The following is a 21,683-nucleotide window of genomic DNA, read 5'->3' on the forward strand; positions in this document are numbered from 1 at the left end:
GGTGCGCGGCTTGCCCGCGAGAGGCCGGTTCTGTCGAACCGGAAAGAGCGAAGGTTACTCGTCGTCTTTCTTCATCAACCCCGCCAGCGCGGCGAAGGGGTTGTGGGTGGCCTTGGCGACTTTCGGCGTGCTCAGGGAGCCTTCGCCGAAGTACTGCTGGTCGGTGTAGCGCGAGTGTTCGTTGTCGTGGCAGTACAGGCACAGCAGTTCCCAGTTGGAACCGTCCTGCGGGTTGTTGTCGTGGTTGTGGTCGCGGTGGTGCACGGTCAGTTCGCTCAGGCGCTTGCCGGAGAACTCGCGGGCGCAGCGCCCACAGACGTGCGGGTACATCTTCAGGGCCTTGTCGCGGTAGCCCATCTCGCGGTCGCGCTGGGCGTCGGCGAGGATGCGGTCGAGCTTGGACGTGTTGGTCGAACTCATGGGTTCACCTTTATGCAAAGACTAATGACGGTAATGAGCCAAGTTTAGCTCAGGCCTTGAGCTTCTCGGCAATCCAGATGGTGTGGCGGGTGCCCTTGTTGCCATGGGCGAAGACCTGCACTTGCTCGGCCTTGAAGCCGGCCTTGCACAGCTTGTCGGAATACTGCTTGTCGGCGCTGGCCGACCACACGGCCAGCACTCCCTTGGGGCGCAGGGCCCGGGCGCAGGCCGCCAGCCCGGCGGCGGAGTACAGCCAGCTGTTGGCTTTCTGGGTCAGGCCTTCGGGGCCGTTGTCGACGTCGAGCATGATCGCGTCGAACCCCTGGGGCTCGGCCTGCAGCACCTTGGCCACGTCTTCCATGCGGATCACCGTGCGCGGGTCGAGCAGCGGTCGGCCGGATTTTTCCCCCAGCGGCCCGCGGTTCCATTCCACCACCCCCGGCACCAGCTCGGCGACCACCACTTCGGCGCCCTTGCCCAGGTGCTTGAGGGCCGAGGCGAGGGTGAAACCCATGCCCAGGCCGCCGATCAGCACCCGCGAATTCGGGCGCCCGGCGACCTTGCGGCAGGGGATTTCCGCCAGGGCGTCTTCGGAGCCGTGCATGCGCGTGTTCATCAGTTGCCCGCCGTCGCCGCCCTGGATCTTGATGACAAAATCCTCGCCGTATTCGAACAGGCACAAGGCACCGCCATTTTCGGGAATCGGGGTGGTGTCCAGCAGAACGAAACGTTTCATGAGGGTCTCAATGAGGAAGGCAAACCGGCCCGGTTGGGAGTAGCCTGAGGGCTGACAATAGCGATGGAGCCATTGATGAAGCGCACTATTCTAACGGTCATTGCCCGCACAGCGCTCTTGCTAAGTGCGGCGCTCGCGATGAGCGCCGTGCACGCCGAGGAACTGCAGGCGGTGCCCGTGACTCCGGTTCCCGCCGCCGGCTCGCCCGGCACCGCGCCCCCGACCCCGACCCCTTATCCGCAGATCACGCCCCCCAGCACCCCCAAGGCCACGGCCCATGGCGGTGCGCCCTTGCTGCCGCCGATCGACATGCCCAAGCCGCCGAAGGATCAGACCTTGCCAGGGTTGGAGCAGAACGGGACGAAAACCAAGACGCCGGGTGGCTAGACCTGTTGCGACAGCAGTTGCCCGTCGGCCATGCGCAGGCGCTTGGACAGTGACACGGCGAGGGCGCGGATGATCTTGGCGGCGATCTTCGGCGCCTCGTTGAGCATTTTCTCCAGCGAGTCCTTGCCCAGGTTGAGCAGCCGGCAATCGCTGGCGGCCACGCAGGTGGCCGAACGCCGCTCGCCATCGAGCACCGCCATCTCGCCAAAGGCCCGACCGCTGCGCAAGGTGGCGATGGTCACGCGCACGCCTTCGCTGTTGGTCTTCTGCACGGCCACCTGGCCGGAATGGATGATGCACATGAAGCTGCCGGCGTCGCCTTCGCGGAAGATCTCCTGGCCCTGGGCGATGCTGCTGATGCTGAAGTAACCGGCGGCGGCATTGAAGTCGGCCGGCAAGAGCTGATCGAACAATCCGCAGTCCATCAGCCAGTCGCGGATTTCGTTGTTCAACAAGGTGGGTTCTGGCATGTCGTCACGGTCTTTTTCTTGTGTCTGTTGCGGTCGGTATGGCCGGGGGCCGGCGGTCCTGTGTTTAAGACAGGAGCGCCGGCCGGAGTTCCTCAGGCGATGCCCAGAATCTTGAAAACAAATGCATATTCGAGCGCTACGTCACGCAATCCCTGGTAACGCCCGCTCATGCCGCCATGGCCGGCGCCCAGCTCGGTCTTGAGCAGCAGCAGGTTGTCGTCGGTCTTGGTGGCGCGCAGCCGGGCCACCCACTTGGCCGCTTCCCAGTACTGCACACGGCTGTCGTTGTAGCCGGCGATCACCAGGGTCGCCGGATAGGCCTTGGCCTCGACATTCTCGTAGGGCGCGTAGGCCTTGATCCGCGCATAGACTTCCGGCTCCTCCGGGTTGCCCCATTCGTCGTACTCGGTGACGGTCAGCGGCAGCTCGGGGTCGAGCATGGTGTTGAGCACGTCGACGAACGGCACCTCGGCGATCGCCGCCTTGAACAGCTCCGGACGCTGGTTGAGCACCGCGCCGATCAACAGGCCGCCGGCGCTGCCGCCGCTGATGGCCAGTTGCCCGGAAGTGGTCAGGCCCTGGGCGATCAGGTGTTCGGCGCAGGCGATGAAGTCGCTGAAGGTGTTCTGCTTGTGTTCCTGCTTGCCGGCGCGGTACCAGGCTTCGCCCAGTTCGCCGCCGCCACGCACGTGGGCGATGGCGAAGGCCACGCCGCGCTCCAGCAGGCTCAGGCGCGCATGGGAAAACCACGGGTCGAGGCTTTCGCCGTAGGCGCCGTAGCCATAGAGGTACAGCGGTGCCGGCCGGCCCAGGGCCTCGCGCTTGATCACCAGGCTGATCGGCACCTGGGTGCCATCGGCGGCGGTCGCCCACAGGCGCTGGCTGACATAGGCATCCGGGTCGAAGACGCCCAGCACCGGGGTTTCCTTGAGCACTTTCTGTTCGCCGCCGGCCAGTTCCAGCTGGCGGATCTGCGCCGGGCGGTTCAGCGCTTCGTAGCGCAGGCGGATGCGCTGGCTGACGAATTCCAGGCTGTTCTGCACATGCAGGCTGTAGGCCGCATCCGGCAGTTGCACGCGATAGGCCGGCAGGCCTTCGGGGTGCACCTCGATGATCGGCAGGCCGCCTTCGCGCAGGCTCAGGGTCATGGCCGAGTCGTTCAGGCTCAGGCCTTCGAGCATCACGCTGTCGCTGTGGGGGATCAGGTTCTGCCAGTCGGCCTGGCCTGGCACAGTGCCCAGGTCCGGCGCCTGGTAGAGGGCGAAGTTGATGCCGTCGCGGTTGCTGCGGATAAACCAGGTCCACTGGCCGTCGAGCAGGCCGTGGTCGACGTCGTACTCATGGTGCTCGACCCGCGGCGCCAGGCAGGTGAAGGCCTGCTGCGGCTGCGCCGCGTCGAGTACCCAGACCTCGCTGGTGGTCTTGCTGCCCAGGGACAGCAGTAGCTGTTTCTCCGAGCTTGAGCGGTAGCAATGGAGGAAGAAACGCCCGTCCGGCTCATGGAACACCTCTTCGGCGGCGGTGCCGTCCAGGCGATAGCGGAACAGCTTGTGCGGGCGGTGGGTGTCGTCCAGCTCGCCGAAGAACAGGGTCAGGCTGTCGTTGGCCCAGGTCATGCTGCCGTCGCAATCGGTGAACGCCAGCTCGCTGACCTTGCCGTTGGACAGTTCCTTGACGAACAGGGTGTAGACCTCTTCGCCGCTGGTATCGAGGCTGTAGGCCAGGCGCTGGTGGTCGGGGCTGATGCTGAAGGCGCCGAGGGAGAAGAATCCACCCTTGGCCAGCTCGTTCGGGTCCAGCAGCAGTTGTTCCTGGCTTTCGTCGACGCTCAGGCTGTCGTCGGCCGGGCGCGGGCAGCGGTAGTGCCGGGCGTATTCGTCGCCGGCGGTGGTGCGGGTGTAATACAGGTACGGGCCCCAGGGCGAAGGCAGCGAGAGGTCGGTCTCGAGGATCCGTCCCTTGATTTCCTGGAACAGGGTTTCGCGCAGCGCCGCCTGGTCGGCGAGGGCGGCTTCCTGGTAGCTGTTTTCGGCCTTCAGGTAATCGAGCACGGCGTCGGTGTCGCGCTCCTGGAGCCAGGCGTACGGGTCCGGGCCTTCGGCCTTGCGGGCGATCGGGGCGCTGGTGACGTGGGCGGATACGGGCATGAAGGGCTCTCGGGGCGGTGACAATTAAGGGCGCGGCAGACGGCGGTGCAGCCTGACATGCGAAAAGCCGTTATCATAAGCGCCTCTTTGCCTGCCTTGCCATGGACACCATGACCGAGAACGACTATCTGATCGCTTGGGGGCTTTACGCCTTCGCCGCCTTGGGCTGCCTGCTGGTGTGGATGCGCCTGACCCGCTGGATGTGGCGCTGGCTGCGCGAACCGCTGCGCGTGCTGGTGGCGGTGCTGCTGTTCAGCCCGACCGTGGTCGACCCGGCCAAGGAGATGTTCGCCCCGGCCGTGGCCATCACCGCCCTGGACATGCTGTTCAAGGTCGGCAACAACGCCTGGCGCGCGGTTTCCGACCTGTTCATGTACGGCGTCATCGCCTTCGGCATCTACCTGGTGTTCGTGCTGATCCGCTGGCCGATCGAGCGCGCCTCCAAGGCCCGCAAGGAACAGGCCGAGGCCGCCAAGGCCGCGGCCCGCGCCGAAGAGCCGGACGACCAGCCTTTCGGCGGCGCCGGCGACGATCGTTATGGCCGCCCGCCAGTGCCCAGCAACCCCCAGCGTTCGCGGATCGAGCCGCGTCTGTAACACGCATTGAAGCGAGAGTCCGAGCATGTGTGAGTTATTGGGCATGAGCGCCAATGTACCGACCGACATCGTGTTCAGCTTTACCGGGCTGATGCAGCGTGGCGGGCGCACCGGTCCGCATCGCGACGGCTGGGGCATCGCGTTCTACGAGGGCCGTGGCCTGCGCCTGTTCCAGGACCCGGCGGCGAGCAGCGAGTCGGAAGTGGCCAACCTGGTGCAGCGCTACCCGATCAAGAGCGAAGTGGTGATCGGCCACATTCGCCAGGCCAACGTCGGCAAGGTCTGCCTGTCCAATACCCATCCGTTCGTGCGCGAGCTGTGGGGGCGCAACTGGTGTTTCGCCCACAACGGCCAGCTGGCGGATTTCCAGCCGGCCGTCAGCTTCTATCGTCCGGTGGGCGATACCGACAGCGAAGCGGCCTTCTGCGATCTGCTCAACCGGGTGCGCGAAGCCTTTCCCGAGCCGGTGGAAGTCGAGGAGCTGCTGCCATCGCTGGTGGCCGCCTGCGCCGAATATCGCAGCAAGGGCGTGTTCAACTGCCTGCTCAGCGATGGCGACTGGCTGTTCTGCTACTGCTCGACCAAGCTGGCGCAGATCACCCGCCGTGCGCCCTTTGGCCCGGCCCGCCTGAAGGACGTCGACGTGATCGTCGACTTCCAGGCGGAAACCACGCCCAACGACGTGGTGACGGTGATCGCCACCGAACCCCTGACCGAGAACGAAACCTGGACTCGCTACGAGCCGGGCCAATGGAGCCTGTGGCGGCGCGGTGAATGCGTGCTGCACGGCCAGACCGAATAAGGACATCCCCTATGTTGCTCAGTTATCTGCGGCTGGTGTTGTTTGCGGCCGGCCTGTTGATCGGCGTCCAGGTGCCGGGGTTCATCAACGATTACGCCAAGCGTGTCGAGGCTCACCTGATCGAGGCCCAGGCCAGCCTTCAGGGGTTCCAGGGCACCGCCAACCAGTTCTTCAAGGGCGATCTGCAGGCGCTGGTCGCCCACTATCGGTCCAGCGACGATCCGGTGTTCCGCAGCGATGCCGACAGCCTGGGCAATCTGCTCGTTCGCCAGCGCGCCCTGGACAAGCAGTTCCAGGCCATGCAGGGCCCCTGGTACATCCGCCTGTTGCAAGTGGTGCTGGCCGCCGACCCGGATATCCGCAAGGAAACCTGGAACGGCTACAGCTATCAGATCCTGCTGACCCCGCAAGCGATGATCTGGGCTATGAGCGGCGCCTTGCTGCTGTCGTTCGGCCTGGAATGCCTGTATCGCCTGATCGACTGGGTGGTGCTCGGCGGCAAGCGCCTGCGCCAGAGCCGGCCGATCGAAGAGCGTGACCTGAAGGGGTTGTGACCGTAGCCGCTGCCGCAGGCTGCGATCGACGGCGCAGCCGTCGTAAACCAGCTGACGCGTTTTTCCAGGCAGATCGCGGATGCAGGTTGTGCGGCAACTGCGTTGCCGTTCGCAGCCTCGCAGGCTCGGCAGCGGCTACACGGACGCCGCGATCCCTGTAGCCGCTGCCGCAGGCTGCGATCGGTTGCGCAGCAACCGCAAAGATGGCTGGCCCACAACCCCTCATCGAGCCGATTCACGCAGGCTGCGCCCGCATTCGCAGCCTTCGGCAGCGGCTGCAAAGGCCTTCGCGGTGGATCAGCCCGCCAGCACGATATAGTCCGGCCCCACCTTGCGCGCATATTGCTCCAGCACCTGCTGGCACAGCACCACCACCTCTTCCACCAGTTCGACACCCACCCGCCACGACACCACCACCTGCAGGTTCGGCGGGCGCTGGTCGATGGTCAGCAGGGTCAGTTCGCCGCGCGCCAGCTCTTCGCTGACCAGTACCGGCGGCAAGGCGCCGATGCCGAAACCGTCGCGCAGCAGGCGGGTGATGGCCGATACCGAGTTCACACAGTTGAGCCGTGGCGCGCTCACGCCGTTGGCCTGCATCAGGCTCAGCACTTCCTGGTGCGGCAGGGAGTTCTTCGAGTAGGTGATGATGCGTTCCCGGGCCAGCTCGGACAGGTTGGCGTACTCGCGGTTGTAGATCGAGTGGCTGGCGACTATCCAGCCCATCGGGTGGCTGGCCAGTTCCAGGCTGCGAATGGATTCCTGGCGCAGCAGGTCGGTTTGCAGCACCAGGTCGAGAAAGCCTTTCTGCAGCTGGTCGCAGAGATTCAGCGAGGTGTCGGCCACCAGCTCGATTTCCACCTGGGGATAGCTGTCCATCATCCGCGCCACCAGGGGGCTGAGCCAGGTGTGGATCACCGTGTCCATGACGCCGATGCGAATCCGCCCGACCTTGCTCGAACGGGTCTCGATCGACTGCTTGAGCGCCTGCATGGTGTCCATCATCTGCTCGGCATAGTCGAGCACCTTGAGGCCTTCCGGGGTCAGGGTCACGCCGCGCGAGTCGCGCAGGAACAGCTTGACCCCGAGTTCGCCCTCGAGCACGGCGATGCGGCTGGAGATCGACGCCTGGGTGGTGAAGAGTTTGTCGGCGGTCAGGCGAAAGCTTTTCAGGCGCGCCACCCAGACAAAGGTTTCAAGGAACTTGAGGTTCATGCGATCAACTTTTCTTATGTCTGGAGGCGGTTTTTATTAGTTGGACGGGGCAGGGCGCGGGCGCCAAAAATCGCTGCGTCTCACGATAAGCGTCGTCGGGGCCCAGAACAATACCAATAAAACCAAGGTGGAGATTTGCCATGAGTGCGCCCGACACGCTCGCCGCCAGCAAGGCCAAAGGCCGCGCCGGCCCCTTCGACTGGTACCGCGACATCAACCAGCAGGAACGCCGCACGTTCTGGAGCTGCAAGGCCGGTTACGGCCTGGATGGCATGGACACCCAGATGCTCAGCTTCGTCATCCCGACCCTGATCGCGCTGTGGGGCATCAGCTCCGCCGAGGCCGGCCTGATCCACACCAGCACCTTGCTGGCCTCTGCCCTGGGCGGCTGGATCGCCGGCATCCTGTCCGATCGCATCGGCCGGGTGCGCACCCTGCAACTCACCGTGCTCTGGTTCGCCTTCTTCACCTTCCTCTGTGGCCTGGCGCAGAACTACGAGCAACTGCTGATCGCCCGGACCCTGATGGGCTTCGGTTTCGGCGGTGAGTGGACCGCCGGCGCAGTGCTGATCGGCGAAGTGATCCGCGCGGAAAACCGCGGCAAGGCGGTGGGCATGGTGCAGTCTGGCTGGGCCTTGGGCTGGGGCATCACGGCACTGCTGTATGCGCTGATGTATTCCCTGCTGCCGCCGGAAGACGCCTGGCGCGCCCTGTTCCTGCTGGGCATCCTGCCGGCGATCTTCGTGATCTTCGTCCGCCGGCTGGTCAAGGACCCGGAGGTCTACCGGCAAACCCGGGCCCGGGAAGTGCCTGACAACCCCTCGCGGTTCTACGAGATTTTCGCCCCCGGCATTCTCAGCACCACCCTGCGCGCGTCGCTGCTCGCGGCCGGTGCCCAGGGCGGCTATTACGCCATCACGTTCTGGCTGCCGACCTTCCTCAAGACCGAGCGCGGCTTGAGCGTGCTGAGCACCGGCGGCTACCTGGCGATGGTGATCTTCGGCTCCTACGTGGGCTATGTGATCAGCGCCTATCTGACCGATATTCTCGGGCGCAAGAAGAACTTCGTCCTGTTCGCCGCCGGCTCGTTCACCATCGTCCTGCTGTACACGCAAATGCCGGTGAGCAACGCGGTGATGCTGTGGCTGGGCTTCCCCCTGGGCTTCTTCGCCTCGGGGATCTTCAGCGGCATGGGCGCCTTCCTGACCGAGCTATTCCCCACGCGGATCCGCGGCTCGGGCCAGGGCTTCTGCTACAACAGCGGCCGGGCACTGGCAGCCTTGTTCCCGCTGTTGATCGGCCTGCTCAGCCAGCACATTCCGCTGGGCGCGGCCATCGGCACCTTCGCTGCGGTGTCCTACGGCATCGTGGTGCTGGCGGCCCTGAGCCTGCCGGAAACCCGCGGCAAGCAACTCGAAGCGCGCTAACTGATAATCTGTGGGCATCCCACCGCGATCCCCGCAGCCAAAACGACAAACGCTACAGGAGCACTGACCGTGAGCCGCCTGTTATTGAATTGCGACATCGGCGAAAGCTTTGGCAACTGGACCATGGGCCTGGATGCCGAGGTGATGCCGTTCATCGATTGCGCCAACATCGCCTGCGGTTTCCACGCCGGCGACCCGAGCATCATGCGCAAGACCGTCAGCCTGGCCCTGGCCAATGGCGTGCGCATCGGCGCGCACCCGGCTTACCAGGACCTGGCCGGTTTCGGCCGCCGTTCCATGGCCTACGGCGCCCAGGAACTGCAGGACCTGCTGCATTACCAGATCGGCGCCCTCGACGGTATCTGCCGGGCCCAGGGCAGCCGGGTGAGCTACGTCAAACCCCATGGCGCCATGTACAACGACATGATGGCCAACCCAGCGCAGCTGCGCGCGGTGATCCAGGCGGTGGCCGCCTACGACCGGCAGCTGCCGTTGATGCTGATGGCCACCCGTGACAACAGCGCGGCCCAGGCCCTGGGCGACGAGTTTGGCGTGACCCTGTGGTTCGAAGCCTTCGCCGACCGCGCCTATGACAGCGCCGGCCATCTGGTGTCGCGGCAACTGCCGGGGGCGGTGCATCACGACCCGGAAAAGATCATTGCCCAGGCCCTGACCATCGCCCGTGGCGACGCGCTGCTGGCCAGCGACGGCAGCGCCCTGCACCTGCAGGCCAATACCCTGTGCGTGCACGGCGACAACGCCAGTTCGGTGGCCGCCGTGCAGCGTATCCGCGCGGCCCTTGCGCAGTTGCCAGCATGAAAATATGCCTTGAAGTGGCGGCCATCGATTGCCTGATGGTGCGCCTGTTCGATGCCATCGCCGAGGCCAACATGCCGTGGATGCTCGCCGCCAGCGAGCGCCTGCGGGCTGCCTTCGGCGGGCAGTTGATCGACCTGGTGCCGTCCTACACCACGCTGATGGTGCACTACGACCTGCGGGCCTTGAGCCCGTCCCAGGCCCGGGAGCTGATCGATGTGGCGCTGACCGACCTGACTCCGGACTCGCGCACCGGTGGCCAGCGCCATGTGCTGCCGGTCTGGTACGACCTCAGCGTTGGCCCCGAGCTGAGCCTGTTGTCGCGACGCAGCGGCCTGTCGGTGAGCGAGGTGATCCGTTGCCACAGTGAGCGTGAATACCAGGTGTTCGCCCTGGGGTTTGCGCCGGGTTTCGCCTTTATGGGGCTGGTGGACGAAGTGCTGGCCGCGCCGCGCCTGGATACGCCGCGCAAGCGCGTGGCGGCCGGTAGCGTGGGGATTGCCGAGCGGCAGACCGCGGCTTATCCGGTGGTGTCGCCGGGTGGCTGGAACCTGATCGGGCGCACACCAAGCCGCCTGTTCGATCGCGAGCGCGACGGCTACAGCCTGATGCAACCGGGCGACAGCGTGCGTTTCGCCGCGGTGGAACACGCCGAATTCATCCGCCTGGGCGGCGACGACACGCCACTGGAGGTGCCGGCATGAGCCGCCTGACGATCGAAGCCAGCACACCGCTGTGCCTGTTGCAGGACGCCGGTCGCTTTGGCGTGCGGCACCTGGGCGTGACCCAGGGTGGCGCGCTGGACTGGGTGTCGATGTCCTGGGCCAACTGGCTGCTGGGCAATGTTTTGGATGCGCCGGTGATCGAGATCACCCTGGGCGGCTTCAGCATGGTCGCCGAGGAGCTGTGCCTGCTGGCGCTGGCGGGGGCCGACCTGGGGGCCTGTATCGATGAGCGTCCGCTCAGCCCGGGGCGCAGTTTTATCCTGCAAAAAGGCCAGCGGCTGCGTTTCACCCAGCCGTACCTGGGCGCGCGGGCCTATCTGGCGGCGCCCGGCGGTTTCAATGCGCCCAAGGTGCTGGGCAGTTGCGCCAGCGTGGTCCGCGAGGAACTGGGCGGGCTCGACGGTTTCGGCCGGCCGCTGGCCGAGGGCGCGCGGCTGGAGTATTCCGGGGCAGGGGTGAACCTCAAGGAACTGTCGGGCAAGCAACTGCCGGACCTGCAATCGAAGGCGCCGCTGGAGGTGATTCTCGGGGCGCAGATCGGCCAGTTCAGCGGGCAGAGCCTGTTCGATGCCTTCAACAGCGCCTGGACCCTGGACAGCCGCGCCGATCGCATGGGCATGCGTCTGCTGGGGCCGCAGCTGCGCTATCAAGGGGCGCCGATGATCTCCGAGGGTATTCCCCTGGGGGCGATCCAGGTGCCGCCGGACGGCCAGCCGATTGTCCTGCTCAACGACCGGCAGACCATTGGCGGGTATCCACGGCTGGGAGCCTTGACGCCCTTGGCGCTGGCGCGGCTGGCGCAATGCCTGCCGGGCAGCGAGGTACGCCTGACGCCGGTGGTGCAGGAGACGGCGTATCGGCAGCAGATCGAGTTTTTACGGCGGTTTGTCTGAACCGATGTAGCCGCTGCCGCAGGCTGCGATAAGGCCCGAAGGGCCTTCAAGCGGACTCAAGAGCGCGTCTGCTTCGCAGCCGATCGCAGCCTGCGGCAGCGGCTACAGGGATCGCGTTGGACGGGATCCTATTTGGAGAGAAACCGCATCCCTTCTTCCAGGCCGCGCAAGGTCAGCGGGTACATCTGGTCTTCGATCAGCTCGCGCACGATATTGGTCGAGGCGGTATAGCCCCAGGTGTCTTTCGGGTAGGGGTTGATCCAGATGAGCTTCTTGTACTTCTCCATGAAGCGCTGCATCCACACGTAGCCGGCTTCTTCGTTCCAGTGCTCGACGCTGCCGCCGGCCTGGGTGATTTCGTAAGGCGCCATGGCGGCGTCGCCGACGAAGATCACTTTGTAGTCGGCGCCGTACTTGTGCAGCACGTCCTGGGTCGAGGTGCGTTCCGAGCCGCGGCGCAGGTTGTTCTTCCACACCGACTCATAGATGAAGTTGTGGAAGTAGTAGTACTCCAGGTGCTTGAACTCGGTCTTGCAGGCCGAGAACAGCTCCTCGCAGATCTTCACGTGGGCATCCATCGAGCCACCGATATCGAACAGCAACAGCAGCTTGATGCTGTTGCGCCGCTCCGGGCGCATCTGGATGTTCAGCAGGCCGGCGTCGCGGGCGGTGTGGTCGATGGTGCCATCGATGTCCAGCTCGTCCGCCGCGCCCTGGCGGGCGAACTTGCGCAGACGGCGCAGGGCCACCTTGATGTTGCGGGTGCCCAGTTCCACCGAGTCGTCGAGGTTCTTGTATTCGCGCTGGTCCCAGACCTTGACCGCCTTGCCCTGGCGCTTGCCGGCGTCGCCGACGCGGATGCCTTCCGGGTTGAAGCCGCCGGAGCCGAAGGGGCTGGTGCCGCCGGTGCCGATCCACTTGTTGCCGCCGGCGTGGCGTTCCTTCTGTTCTTCCAGGCGTTTCTTGAACTCTTCGATCAGCTTGTCCAGGCCGCCGAGGGACTGGATCTGCGCCCGTTCCTCATCGCTCAGCGAGCGCTCGAACTCCTTGCGCAGCCAATCCTCGGGGATCAGCGCCTGCAGGTGGTCGTCGAGTTTTTCCAGGCCGTTGAAGTAGGCGCCGAACGCGCGGTCGAACTTGTCGAAGTGCCGCTCGTCCTTCACCAGGATCGCCCGGGACAGGTAATAGAACTCGTCCATGTCGGCGAAGGTCACGCGCTGCTTGAGCGCGTTGATCAGGTCGAGCAGCTCGCGCACCGACACCGGAACCTTGGCGGCACGCATTTCATTGAACAGATTGAGCAGCATGACAATGCCCTCTCAGCGGGTGCCGCGACGGCTCATGAACGCCAGGCGTTCCAACAACTGCACATCCTGCTCGTTCTTCACCAGGGCGCCGGCCAGCGGCGGGATGGCCTTGGTCGGATCGCGTTCGCGCAGCACCGCTTCGCCGATGTTGTCGGCCATCAGCAGCTTGAGCCAGTCCACCAGCTCGGAGGTCGAAGGCTTCTTCTTCAGGCCCGGCACCTTGCGCACGTCGAAGAACACGTCCAGCGCTTCGCTGACCAGGTCCTTCTTGATGTCCGGGTAGTGCACGTCGACGATTTTCTGCAGGGTGGTGCGGTCGGGGAAGGCGATGTAGTGGAAGAAGCAGCGGCGCAGGAAGGCGTCCGGCAGCTCTTTCTCGTTGTTGGAGGTAATGATGATGATCGGGCGCTGCTTGGCCTTGATGGTCTCGTCGATTTCGTAGACGTAGAACTCCATCTTGTCGAGTTCCTGCAACAGGTCGTTGGGGAACTCGATGTCGGCCTTGTCGATTTCGTCGATCAGCAGGATCACCCGCTCCTCGGATTCGAAGGCCTCCCACAGCTTGCCTTTCTTCAGGTAGTTGCGGATGTCATGCACCTTGTCCACGCCCAACTGCGAATCGCGCAGGCGGCTCACCGCGTCGTACTCGTACAGGCCCTGGTGAGCCTTGGTGGTGGACTTGATGTGCCAGGTGATCAGCTTGGCACCGAAGGACTCGGCCAGTTGCTCGGCGAGCATGGTCTTGCCGGTGCCCGGTTCGCCCTTGACCAGCAGCGGCCGCTCCAGGGTGATGGCGGCATTGACTGCCAGCTTCAGGTCATCGGTGGCGACGTACGCGCTGGTGCCTTCGAACTTCATCTGCAATTCCTCGAACGGTAACGCCGACGTGCATCGAGCAGGTCGGAAGAATAAAACACGAATGGCCGACTATAGCGCGGCGCCCGGTCGACTGTGAACGCAGACGCCCTATTCAGTCTCTGAATGGGGCGTCACATGGTGACTCAGTCAGTGGATGGCTTGGGGCGCTCATACTGGGCATTGAAGGCCTCGATGAAACCATTGCGTAAAATCTGTAAAAAAGCCTGGAATGCGCTGACATCACGCTGATGTACGCTGCCTTTGAGTTCGACCCGGGTGGCGAACTGGTTTTTCCCCTGGTTTTTCAGCACGGTTTCGCTGCCCCCCACCAGGGCTTCCCAGATCGAACGGAATATCCCCTTGTCCTTGTTCTCGACATCCTGCCGCCAGTTGAACACATCGACATCGCGCAACAGCGGCTTGATGTAGCCGGTGAGCTGGCCCTTGTTGGCCTCGGCTTCGATCACCAGGTCACCGTGGCCGGCGTTGAAGTCGAATTTGCCATAGGCGCCGGCGAAGTCGTTCAAGCGCTTGAGTTCGATGTCCTGCACACGCAGGCGGAACGCGAAGTCCTGGAAGTCGCTCAGCGGGTCGAAGGTGGCGTTGGTTTCCAGGGGCGCATGGTCCAGTAGCATGGCCTTGCCTTCGAGGCGGGCGTCACGTTTGCCCTGGGTGTCGACCACGTTGGTCAGGTTGTAGGCGCTGGCGTTGACCTGGGTGGCGCTCATGTTCACCGGCGGATTGGAGTTGAAGTTACGGAAACTGATCTTGCCGTCGCTGACTTGTACTTCGTTGAGGGTGATGGGCAGCAGCTTGTTCAGCTGGGCCCGCCAGTCAGTGCCTTCGCCGGTTTGTGAGTTCTTTTTGTTGGAGCCGTCGACGAAGTTGACCTGCGGCCCGACGAATTGCACTTCGGCCACCACTGCATGGTCGTACCACAGGGAGTGCCAGCTCACGGACAGATCGACCAGCGGAGCATTGACGAACGGCACCGGCACCTTACCGTCGACCTTGACGATTTTCAGGCCGTTGATCCGGTACGCACCGCGCCACAGGGCCAGGTCGACATCGGCGATCTGGCCGCGGTAGTCGCCCATGTTGGCGAGCCGGTCATTGAGGTAGTCGCGCACCAGATAGGGCATGGCGATGTGCAGGGCAACCAGCAGCACCAGCACCCCGGCGAGGGTCCACAGGGGCCAACTGTAGCGACGTTTCATGAGCATGAGTCTCCAGCCATGTGCCTTATAGCGATTGACTCCCCGGCATCGCAGTCGTTCGTCCCGACTGGACGCTCATGGGTGCGAGGCATACCCTTGGACACTTCCTTTCACGCTGTACAAGGACCCAGCCATGAGCCGCATTTTCGTCGACAACGCCCATTCCATTGGCAATACGCCGCTGGTGCAGATCAACCGCATCGCGCCCCGCGGCGTCACCATCCTGGCCAAGATCGAAGGGCGCAACCCGGGTTATTCGGTGAAGTGCCGGATCGGCGCGAACATGATCTGGGACGCGGAAAGCAGCGGCAAACTCAAGCCGGGCATGAGCATCATCGAGCCGACCTCGGGCAATACCGGCATCGGCCTGGCATTCGTCGCCGCGGCCCGTGGCTACAGGCTGGTCCTGACCATGCCGGCGTCGATGAGCATCGAGCGGCGCAAGGTGCTCAAGGCCCTGGGGGCCGAGCTGGTGTTGACCGAGCCGGCCAAGGGCATGAAGGGCGCGATCGAGAAGGCCGCGGAAATCCTTGCCAGCGACCCTGAAAAATATTTCATGCCGCAGCAGTTCGATAACCCGGCCAACCCGGCGATCCACGAGAAAACCACCGGTCCGGAAATCTGGAATGACACCGATGGCGCCGTGGACGTGCTGGTGGCCGGTGTCGGCACTGGCGGCACCATCACCGGGGTTTCCCGCTACATCAAGAAGACCCAGGGCAAACCTATCCTGTCGGTGGCGGTGGAGCCGAGCGTATCGCCGGTGATCACCCAGAAACTGGCCGGCGAAGAGATCAAGCCCAGCCCGCACAAGATCCAGGGCATCGGTGCCGGTTTTGTGCCGAGCAACCTCGACCTGTCGGTGGTCGACCGGGTCGAGCTGGTGAGCGACGAGGAATCCAAGGCCATGGCCCTGCGCCTGATGCAGGAGGAGGGGATCCTCTGTGGCATTTCCTCCGGCGCGGCGATGGCGGTGGCGGTGCGCCTGGCAGAAACCCCCGAGATGCAGGGCAAGACCATAGTGGTGGTGCTGCCGGATTCGGGTGAGCGTTACCTGTCGAGCATGCTGTTCAGCGACCTGTTCACCGAGCAGGAGAACCAGCAGTAAGACACTAGGGAAGGTGATCGCCGGAGCCGGCTGGCCGGCGATCGAAGGTACGGCGGCTGCGGCGTGCAGGGCACAGCACAATTGTGCTGACCTGCATCAGCTGGCGTTCAGGTGACTTATGTTAATTAGCGTTTTATTGCACGACTGTTAACACTGTTTGTTGGTTTGTGCGGGTTTTTCCAGGGGCCAGGAGTGTTTATGATGGCCGGCTGCCATGTCGGATGAATGCTGCCCCGCTGGTAATTATTTCAAGGAGATATTGCATGAGCCTTTCGTTTGCCGCCAAGTCCGCGGTGTTGCTGCTATTCATCGGCAGTACTCTCTACGTGCATTTACGCGGTAAGGCTCGACTGCCGGTGCTGCGTCAGTTCGTCAACCATTCGGCACTGTTCGCTCCTTATAACGCCTTGATGTACCTGTTTTCCGGCGTGCCTTCCAAGCCTTACCTGGACCGCAGCAAGTTTCCCGAGCTGGATGTGCTCAAGGACAACTGGGAAGTGATCCGCGACGAGGCCATGCACCTGTTCGACGAGGGTTACATCCGCGCCGCCGAGAAGAATAACGACGCCGGTTTCGGTTCATTCTTCAAGAAGGGATGGAAGCGTTTCTACCTCAAGTGGTACGACAAACCGCTGCCATCGGCCGAAATGCTGTGCCCGAAGACCGTTGAACTGGTCAGCCGCATTCCCAACGTCAAGGGCGCGATGTTCGCCCTGCTGCCTGGTGGCAGCCACCTGAACCCACACCGTGACCCGTTCGCCGGTTCCCTGCGTTATCACCTGGGCCTGTCCACGCCGAACTCCGACGACTGCCGGATCTTCGTCGACGGCCAGGTCTACGCCTGGCGCGATGGCGAAGACGTGATGTTCGACGAAACCTACGTGCATTGGGTGAAGAACGAGACCGACAAGACTCGGGTCATCCTGTTCTGCGACATCGAGCGTCCACTGAGCAACTCGCTGATGACCCGCATCAACCGCTGGATCAGCGGCTGGCTGGGGCGTGCCACCGCGCCGCAGAACCTCGACGACGAGCGCGTCGGCGGGATCAACCAGGCCTATGCCTGGAGCAAGCGTTTCAGCGACCGCATCAGTGGCATGGTCAAACAGTGGAAACGCCTCAATCCGAAGCTCTACCGAGTCATGCGTCCGGTGCTGGCGGTGGTGGTCCTGACCGCCCTGGGCTACTGGTTGTTCGGATAAGGCGTTGCAATGAATATCGGGCGCTGGTTATAGTCGGCGCCCGGTGTATCAGAAGATTCACCTTCCTCTTCAGAAAGATCAGCACATGCCTCATTCCCTCATCAACGCGGTAGTCGATTCAGCGGTTAACGCTGGCGTCGTGCCGTGCGGGAACCCGCAGCCTGTGCAGATCAGTCATTACCCCCCACCTGTCAGTAGCACGCCGGTGTGCGCCGTCGTATCACCGCCGGGCGTTGTCGTACGGGGCTGATCAGCATCCTCTGCTGTTGCCCGCGCCCGCCAGAAAAAACTACTGAATTTCAGCCTCGGCTGAGTTGGCCATTTGCCTGATTACAGGTGGTATTCATGTTGCTCATAGCAAAAAAGTCCGCGCTCGCGGCGGCTTCCACGAGCCTGTTCGTCCTGCTCTGGAGCAGTGGGGCGATCTTCTCCAAATGGGGGCTGGCCCATGCCTCGCCCTTTGCCTTCCTGTTGTTTCGTTTCGCCATCGCCCTGTGCGGCCTGGTGCTGTTGATTCCCTTGCTCAAGCTGCGTTTGCCCCGCGGGCGCAAGCCGATGCTGTACGCGGTGGCCACCGGGCTGGTGTTGCTGGGGGCGTACCAGATCTTCTACCTGCTGGCCCTGGACCTGAAGGTCACCCCCGGCGTGATGGCCACCATCATGGGGGTGCAGCCGATCCTCACCGTGGTGATCATGGAGCGTCAGCGTTCCTGGAGCCGGATGTTCGGCCTGGCGCTGGGGTTGGCCGGGTTGATCATGGTGGTCTACCAGGGCATCGGCCTGGCCGGCATGTCGCTGGCCGGGATGCTCTTCGGCCTGCTGGCCCTGGTGAGCATGACCCTGGGCTCGATCATGCAGAAACGCATCAGCGACAACCCGCTGGGCACCCTGCCGGTGCAATACCTGGCCGGGCTGTTGTTGTGCGCGCTGTTCGTGCCGTTCCAGCCGTTTCACTTCGAGCACAGCGTCGGCTTTATTGTCCCGGCGCTGTGGATGGGACTGGTGGTCTCGGTGCTGGCGACCCTGCTGCTGTACCGGCTGATCGCTCGCGGCAACCTGGTGAATGTCACCAGCCTGTTCTACCTGGTGCCGGCGGTGACGGCCGTGATGGACTACCTGTTCTTCGGTAATCGACTGGCGCTGCTGAGCGTGCTCGGCATGCTGTTGATCATCGTCGGGCTGGTGTTCGTGTTCCGCAAAAACAGCTGATTCAGAAAGTGCCGGGCGCAGCTTTCGACTTGATCGAAGCTGCGCCTTTTTTTGTCTGGGGCGCACCCTTCAGATTGGCCAGGACTGGCCGATAGCAATGGTGGCTTATTGATATTAAATTGCGTTCGCTTTTACCCTATTTATTAAGGCTTTGGGAATAAGACAAACCTTAAAAATTAAAGATTCCTTCTACACTGACGACATACTCTTCAGGCCCAATGGAGATAGTCAGAATGAGTAGCAAGCTGGTTTTGGCAGGTGTCGGCATGTTTCTAGGTTTGAGTGGAATCTGTTCCGCAGCCCCTCAAAGCATCCAGGGAACGATCTATTTTCACGGCAGCATCGTCGAGGAACCTTGCACGCCAAGCTCGACTGCCAATGGCGGGGCCGTATTGAGCCTGCGCCAGTGCCCACAACTGTCGCGGGGTAACGACATCCGGGTGCACGGGGTCGGTCCGTCGAGCACGGTGACGGCCGTCGGCCAGTCGCCGGTCAACGTCAAACTGGTGACGGACAGCGGCAAGGACGGGCGCTACTACGATCAGCACTATGCGCTGGTCGATGGGGCAGGCAAACCGGTGAACTCGGGGGCTTACCTGATTACCCTGACGTCGCCATGACGCAGGTATAGCCCAATGCCCGGCGCTAGAGCGCCGGGTATTGAATGACCGTCACGGATGCCCCCGTTGTTGCTGGAGGCATGCCTTGACGAAAGGCAAAAAAAGACCGGCAAGTGCACCTTGCCGGTCAATCCACAATACGCAGCGGCGGGGCCGCCGCTGCGTGATCAGGGCGGGGTCAGAAGCGGTAGCTGGCGTTCAGGCTCAGGCCGTGTTCGCTGGCACCGCTGCCCAGTTGCCCGCTGTAGGCGGCGCCCAGGCTCAGCTCGGGAGTCACCCGGGTTTCCACTCCGGCTTCGACCACTGCGCTGTTGCGCGAGTAAGCCGCGCCTTCGGTGCGGAACGCATCGCTGCCGTCGAAACGGTAGGTGTTGGATGGCGTCATGCCGGCCAGGGCGTGTTTCCAGCCGGCGCTGCCGAACACGGTCAGCAACTTGCCGTTATCCAGCTGCTTGTCGGCGCTGGCGCGCAGACCCAGGGTGGAGAACGTCTGCTCGTCCGACGCGTGCTTGGCGCGCAGGGCCGCAGGGCCGCCATCTTCCTTGAAGCCTTCGCTCTTGACCTGCACATAGGCCAGGTTGGCGAAGGGTTCCAGCTGTACCGAAGGGCTGAGGTCGAAGCGCCGGCCCAGCTCACCGAAGGCTTGCAGGGTATTGGCGTCGTGCTTGGACTTCAGATGGTCGCTGTAGCCGGCGAAGTTCACCGAACGCTTGGCGTCGATCCGGCTCCAGGTGTACGCCATGCCGCCGCGCAGGTCGAACCCGCTGACCTGTGTTCCGCCATAGACACCCAGATGGATGTTGTCGTTGTCGCTCGAGGAGTCGCGTGACGAGCTCTTCAGGTCGGTACGGCTGTAGCCGGTCAGCACGCCGACATGGCCGCTGTCACCAACCGCGGTATCGACACCCGTCAGGAAGCCCTTGGTGTCGCTGCGCAGGGTGGCGGTATTGCTGTCACCCTTGACCTCGCCCCAGTTGCCCAGCGTGGTGATCCACGGGGTCAGGCCGGAGTGTGCGTCGCTCGCGGTGTCAGCCGGCTGGGCGACAGTCGCCGAACGCAGACGGCTGTTCGCCGCGTCGCGCACCAGGCGGCTGTCCTGGATCAGCGCCGAACGGGTGGAGTTGTGGAACTCGCCGGACAGTTGATCGAAGGCATCGCGTGCCTGGTGGTCATCGGGCAGATAGGCGATGGCCTCGAACAGTTTGTTGTGCACCGGTGGCGTCAGCGCTGGCACGGCAGAGCCTTTCAGGCTTTGTGCCGCAGTGGCCGTGGCCCGCTGGTTAGGGGTGAAGGCGGCTTCCTGGAACAGGCGAGTCTGCTGCACATCCAGGTAGGCATTGTGGCTGTCGTAGTTGTCCACCAGGTCATAGAAGGTCGAGACCCAGGTATCGCCCGTCAGCTTGTAACGACCGCTCAGGCCCTGCTGGGTTGCGAGCACCAGATAACGACGGTCCAGCTCGTAGCGTTTGCTGTCGAGTTTGTCCGCGTTGATGATGCTGCCGTCCTCGAGCCGCGCCGCGCCGTTCACCAGCAGCCGGTCGTTGGCTCCGGTGCTCAGCAGTTCGGCATGGAAGGTCGAACCGCTGTGCTGGTCGAGATCGCCGGTCAGGCTCAGAGTGCCGATGGAGTTGCCGGGGGCGATGGTCGCGCCTTTGTGCAGGGTGACGTTGCCGACCTGGCCGTTGCCCGCCAGGGTGGCGCCGTCATACACGTCGGTCGAGCCGCCGAGCTTGCCATTGACGGCCAGGATGCCCGAATCGACGTAGCTGCGGCCGTGGAAGGCGGAGCTGTCGCCGCTCAGTTCGGTGCGCCCGGCACCGCGCTTATAGAGCGTACCGGTGCCGGAAAGGGCGCCACCGAAGGTGTAGGCGTTGGCACGGTTGAACACCAGGCTGCCGGGTGCGTCGATCTGCACGTCGCCGAGGATCGAGCCGCTGTTGCCGCCGTTCGCGCCGGCCCCCAGTTGCAGGGTGCCGTTGCTGATCAGCGTGCCGCCCTTGTAGGTGTTTTCGCCGGTGAGCACGGTGCTGCCCGTGCCGCGCTGCTCGACCGAGCCGCTGCCGTAGATGACGTGGTCGTACTGGTACTGGTTGTTGCGGTCGAACACGACCTGGCCATCGTTGCCGATATCGCTGAGCACTTCGCCTTGGCTGCCGTTGAAGGCGCCGATGTGCAGGCTGGCGTTCTTGTCGACCTGCACTTGCCCGGCCATGCGGTTGTTCAGCAGCAGTTCGCCGCCCTTGACATTCAACTGGCCGGTGAAGCCGCTGGAGTCACCGTTGAACACGGTCTGCCCGGCGATGTGATTGACGCGGCCCTTACCTTCGAAGCCGGCATCGAACTGGTAGTTGCGGTCGCTGTGGTTGAACTGGACCAGGCCCTGGCCTTGACCGAAGACCACGCGTTTGGCTTCCAGATGGCCTGCGCCCTTGGCGTCGGCGGCCTTGTCGCTGGTCGCGCCCACATAAAGCGCAGCGTTGGAGCTGCTGTCGTTGGCGATCCGCAGGGTGCCACCGCCGACTTTGGCCACGCCCTGGTTGGCGAGTACCAGGCTGGCGTTGCCGCTCTGGCCCACGATCATGTCGCCGAGGGTTTCCCACAGGCTGCCCGTGCCATCGACGCTGGCGCTGCCATTGGCGCCCTGGTTGGCACCGATGATGCCGTCCTGGCTGGTTACCTGGCCGCCATTCTTGATGTCCAGGGCACCGTTGCCGGCGCCGCCGACGATCAGGGTCTTGTCGGTGGAGAGCGAGCTGTTGTCGACGCTGACCGAACCATTCGAGCCTTTTTGTGCACCGAGGACGGTGTTGCCAGCGGTCTGCACCTTGGCGCCGTTGGTCAGCGACAGCGAGCCGTTACCCGACTGGCCCACGATCATGTCGCCCAGGCTTTTCCAGAGGCTGCCCGCGCCATCGAGGCTGGCGCTGCCAGTGGAGCCCAGGTCGGCAGCGATGATGCTGTCCTGGCTGTTGACCTG

General features: G+C 63.8%; 21 protein-coding genes. 12 read left to right on the top strand and 9 right to left on the bottom strand.

The annotated features are described in order from the left end of the window. Window positions 1-54: 54 nt before the first annotated feature. Together PVZ80_RS02305 and PVZ80_RS02310 are read right to left on the bottom strand one after the other, a co-directional pair. The gene (locus PVZ80_RS02305) at window positions 55-420 is read right to left on the bottom strand and encodes a YajD family HNH nuclease (protein ID WP_007926907.1); all 366 of its coding nucleotides are present in this window, start codon (window positions 418-420) and stop codon (window positions 55-57) included. A gap of 49 nt (window positions 421-469) precedes the next feature. After that, entirely contained in the window at window positions 470-1,156 is a 687-nt protein-coding gene (locus tag PVZ80_RS02310; protein ID WP_038630918.1) for a hypothetical protein, read from the bottom strand. A gap of 75 nt (window positions 1,157-1,231) precedes the next feature. Between PVZ80_RS02310 and PVZ80_RS02315 the strand changes: the two genes are divergently transcribed. Then, window positions 1,232-1,543: a hypothetical protein gene (locus PVZ80_RS02315; RefSeq protein ID WP_273863381.1), complete on the top strand. Its 312-nt coding sequence runs from the start codon at window positions 1,232-1,234 to the stop codon at window positions 1,541-1,543. Here PVZ80_RS02315 and PVZ80_RS02320 read toward each other — a convergent pair. Together PVZ80_RS02320 and PVZ80_RS02325 are read right to left on the bottom strand one after the other, a co-directional pair. Beyond that, window positions 1,540-2,013 (bottom strand): cyclic nucleotide-binding domain-containing protein, encoded by a 474-nt coding sequence (locus PVZ80_RS02320; RefSeq protein ID WP_009047573.1) that lies wholly within the window; start codon window positions 2,011-2,013, stop codon window positions 1,540-1,542. The two genes, PVZ80_RS02315 and PVZ80_RS02320, sit on opposite strands and share 4 nt — an antisense overlap. A 92-nt stretch (window positions 2,014-2,105) precedes the next feature. Continuing rightward, window positions 2,106-4,160: a S9 family peptidase gene (locus tag PVZ80_RS02325; protein ID WP_273863382.1), complete on the bottom strand. Its 2,055-nt coding sequence runs from the start codon at window positions 4,158-4,160 to the stop codon at window positions 2,106-2,108. 101 nt (window positions 4,161-4,261) lie between these two features. On the opposite strand from PVZ80_RS02325, the gene PVZ80_RS02330 reads away from it, so the two are divergent. The 3 genes from PVZ80_RS02330 to PVZ80_RS02340 are packed head-to-tail and all read left to right on the top strand — an operon-like array spanning window position 4,262 to window position 6,112. Next, window positions 4,262-4,756 (top strand): hypothetical protein, encoded by a 495-nt coding sequence (locus PVZ80_RS02330; RefSeq protein ID WP_009047575.1) that lies wholly within the window; start codon window positions 4,262-4,264, stop codon window positions 4,754-4,756. Window positions 4,757-4,781: 25 nt separating this feature from the next. Next, window positions 4,782-5,558 (top strand): class II glutamine amidotransferase, encoded by a 777-nt coding sequence (locus PVZ80_RS02335; protein WP_009047576.1) that lies wholly within the window; start codon window positions 4,782-4,784, stop codon window positions 5,556-5,558. An 11-nt stretch (window positions 5,559-5,569) separates the two neighbouring features. Continuing rightward, the gene (locus PVZ80_RS02340; protein ID WP_124301221.1) at window positions 5,570-6,112 is read left to right on the top strand and encodes a DUF2937 family protein; all 543 of its coding nucleotides are present in this window, start codon (window positions 5,570-5,572) and stop codon (window positions 6,110-6,112) included. A 297-nt stretch (window positions 6,113-6,409) separates the two neighbouring features. On the opposite strand, the gene PVZ80_RS02345 is transcribed toward PVZ80_RS02340, so the two are convergent. Then, entirely contained in the window at window positions 6,410-7,324 is a 915-nt protein-coding gene (locus tag PVZ80_RS02345; protein WP_124301222.1) for a LysR family transcriptional regulator, read from the bottom strand. A gap of 140 nt (window positions 7,325-7,464) precedes the next feature. Between PVZ80_RS02345 and PVZ80_RS02350 the strand changes: the two genes are divergently transcribed. From PVZ80_RS02350 to PVZ80_RS02365, 4 genes are all read left to right on the top strand, one after another. Beyond that, on the top strand, window positions 7,465-8,751 hold the full coding sequence (locus tag PVZ80_RS02350; RefSeq protein ID WP_009042625.1) for an MFS transporter: 1,287 nt from the start codon (window positions 7,465-7,467) through the stop codon (window positions 8,749-8,751). Window positions 8,752-8,820: 69 nt separating this feature from the next. Beyond that, window positions 8,821-9,570 (top strand): 5-oxoprolinase subunit PxpA, encoded by a 750-nt coding sequence (locus PVZ80_RS02355; protein WP_009047579.1) that lies wholly within the window; start codon window positions 8,821-8,823, stop codon window positions 9,568-9,570. Then, the gene (locus tag PVZ80_RS02360) at window positions 9,567-10,271 is read left to right on the top strand and encodes a 5-oxoprolinase subunit B family protein (protein ID WP_038630924.1); all 705 of its coding nucleotides are present in this window, start codon (window positions 9,567-9,569) and stop codon (window positions 10,269-10,271) included. The genes PVZ80_RS02355 and PVZ80_RS02360 overlap by 4 nt, the downstream gene beginning before the upstream one ends. Further along, window positions 10,268-11,185 (top strand): biotin-dependent carboxyltransferase family protein, encoded by a 918-nt coding sequence (locus tag PVZ80_RS02365; RefSeq protein ID WP_273863383.1) that lies wholly within the window; start codon window positions 10,268-10,270, stop codon window positions 11,183-11,185. The genes PVZ80_RS02360 and PVZ80_RS02365 overlap by 4 nt, the downstream gene beginning before the upstream one ends. Before the next feature lie 128 nt (window positions 11,186-11,313). Here the strand turns inward: PVZ80_RS02365 and PVZ80_RS02370 are convergent, their stop codons facing one another. The 3 genes from PVZ80_RS02370 to PVZ80_RS02380 form a co-directional block, all read right to left on the bottom strand. Then, entirely contained in the window at window positions 11,314-12,492 is a 1,179-nt protein-coding gene (locus PVZ80_RS02370) for a vWA domain-containing protein (protein WP_007926886.1), read from the bottom strand. 12 nt (window positions 12,493-12,504) lie between these two features. Next, on the bottom strand, window positions 12,505-13,350 hold the full coding sequence (locus PVZ80_RS02375; protein ID WP_016705272.1) for an AAA family ATPase: 846 nt from the start codon (window positions 13,348-13,350) through the stop codon (window positions 12,505-12,507). Between the two features lie 143 nt (window positions 13,351-13,493). Further along, the gene (locus PVZ80_RS02380) at window positions 13,494-14,567 is read right to left on the bottom strand and encodes a DUF748 domain-containing protein (protein ID WP_273863384.1); all 1,074 of its coding nucleotides are present in this window, start codon (window positions 14,565-14,567) and stop codon (window positions 13,494-13,496) included. Window positions 14,568-14,700: 133 nt separating this feature from the next. On the opposite strand from PVZ80_RS02380, the gene cysK reads away from it, so the two are divergent. The 4 genes from cysK to PVZ80_RS02400 all read left to right on the top strand — a co-directional run bounded on the left by cysK (window position 14,701) and on the right by PVZ80_RS02400 (window position 18,706). Beyond that, window positions 14,701-15,675 (top strand): cysteine synthase A, encoded by a 975-nt coding sequence (cysK, locus tag PVZ80_RS02385; RefSeq protein WP_009047584.1) that lies wholly within the window; start codon window positions 14,701-14,703, stop codon window positions 15,673-15,675. Between the two features lie 263 nt (window positions 15,676-15,938). Continuing rightward, window positions 15,939-16,877, top strand: coding sequence for an aspartyl/asparaginyl beta-hydroxylase domain-containing protein (locus tag PVZ80_RS02390; RefSeq protein ID WP_273863385.1), 939 nt, complete (start codon window positions 15,939-15,941; stop codon window positions 16,875-16,877). A gap of 345 nt (window positions 16,878-17,222) precedes the next feature. Beyond that, window positions 17,223-18,086: a DMT family transporter gene (locus PVZ80_RS02395; RefSeq protein WP_025805077.1), complete on the top strand. Its 864-nt coding sequence runs from the start codon at window positions 17,223-17,225 to the stop codon at window positions 18,084-18,086. Window positions 18,087-18,319: 233 nt separating this feature from the next. Then, entirely contained in the window at window positions 18,320-18,706 is a 387-nt protein-coding gene (locus tag PVZ80_RS02400; RefSeq protein WP_029527452.1) for a hypothetical protein, read from the top strand. Window positions 18,707-18,884: 178 nt separating this feature from the next. Here the strand turns inward: PVZ80_RS02400 and PVZ80_RS02405 are convergent. Then, the coding region (locus PVZ80_RS02405) for an autotransporter domain-containing protein (protein ID WP_273863386.1) at window positions 18,885-21,683 on the bottom strand (2,799 nt) is incomplete at its 5' end.

The organism is Pseudomonas sp. B3G-3 (assembly GCF_028640915.1).
GTDB classification, from domain to species: Bacteria; Pseudomonadota; Gammaproteobacteria; order Pseudomonadales; family Pseudomonadaceae; genus Aquipseudomonas; species Aquipseudomonas chlororaphis_I.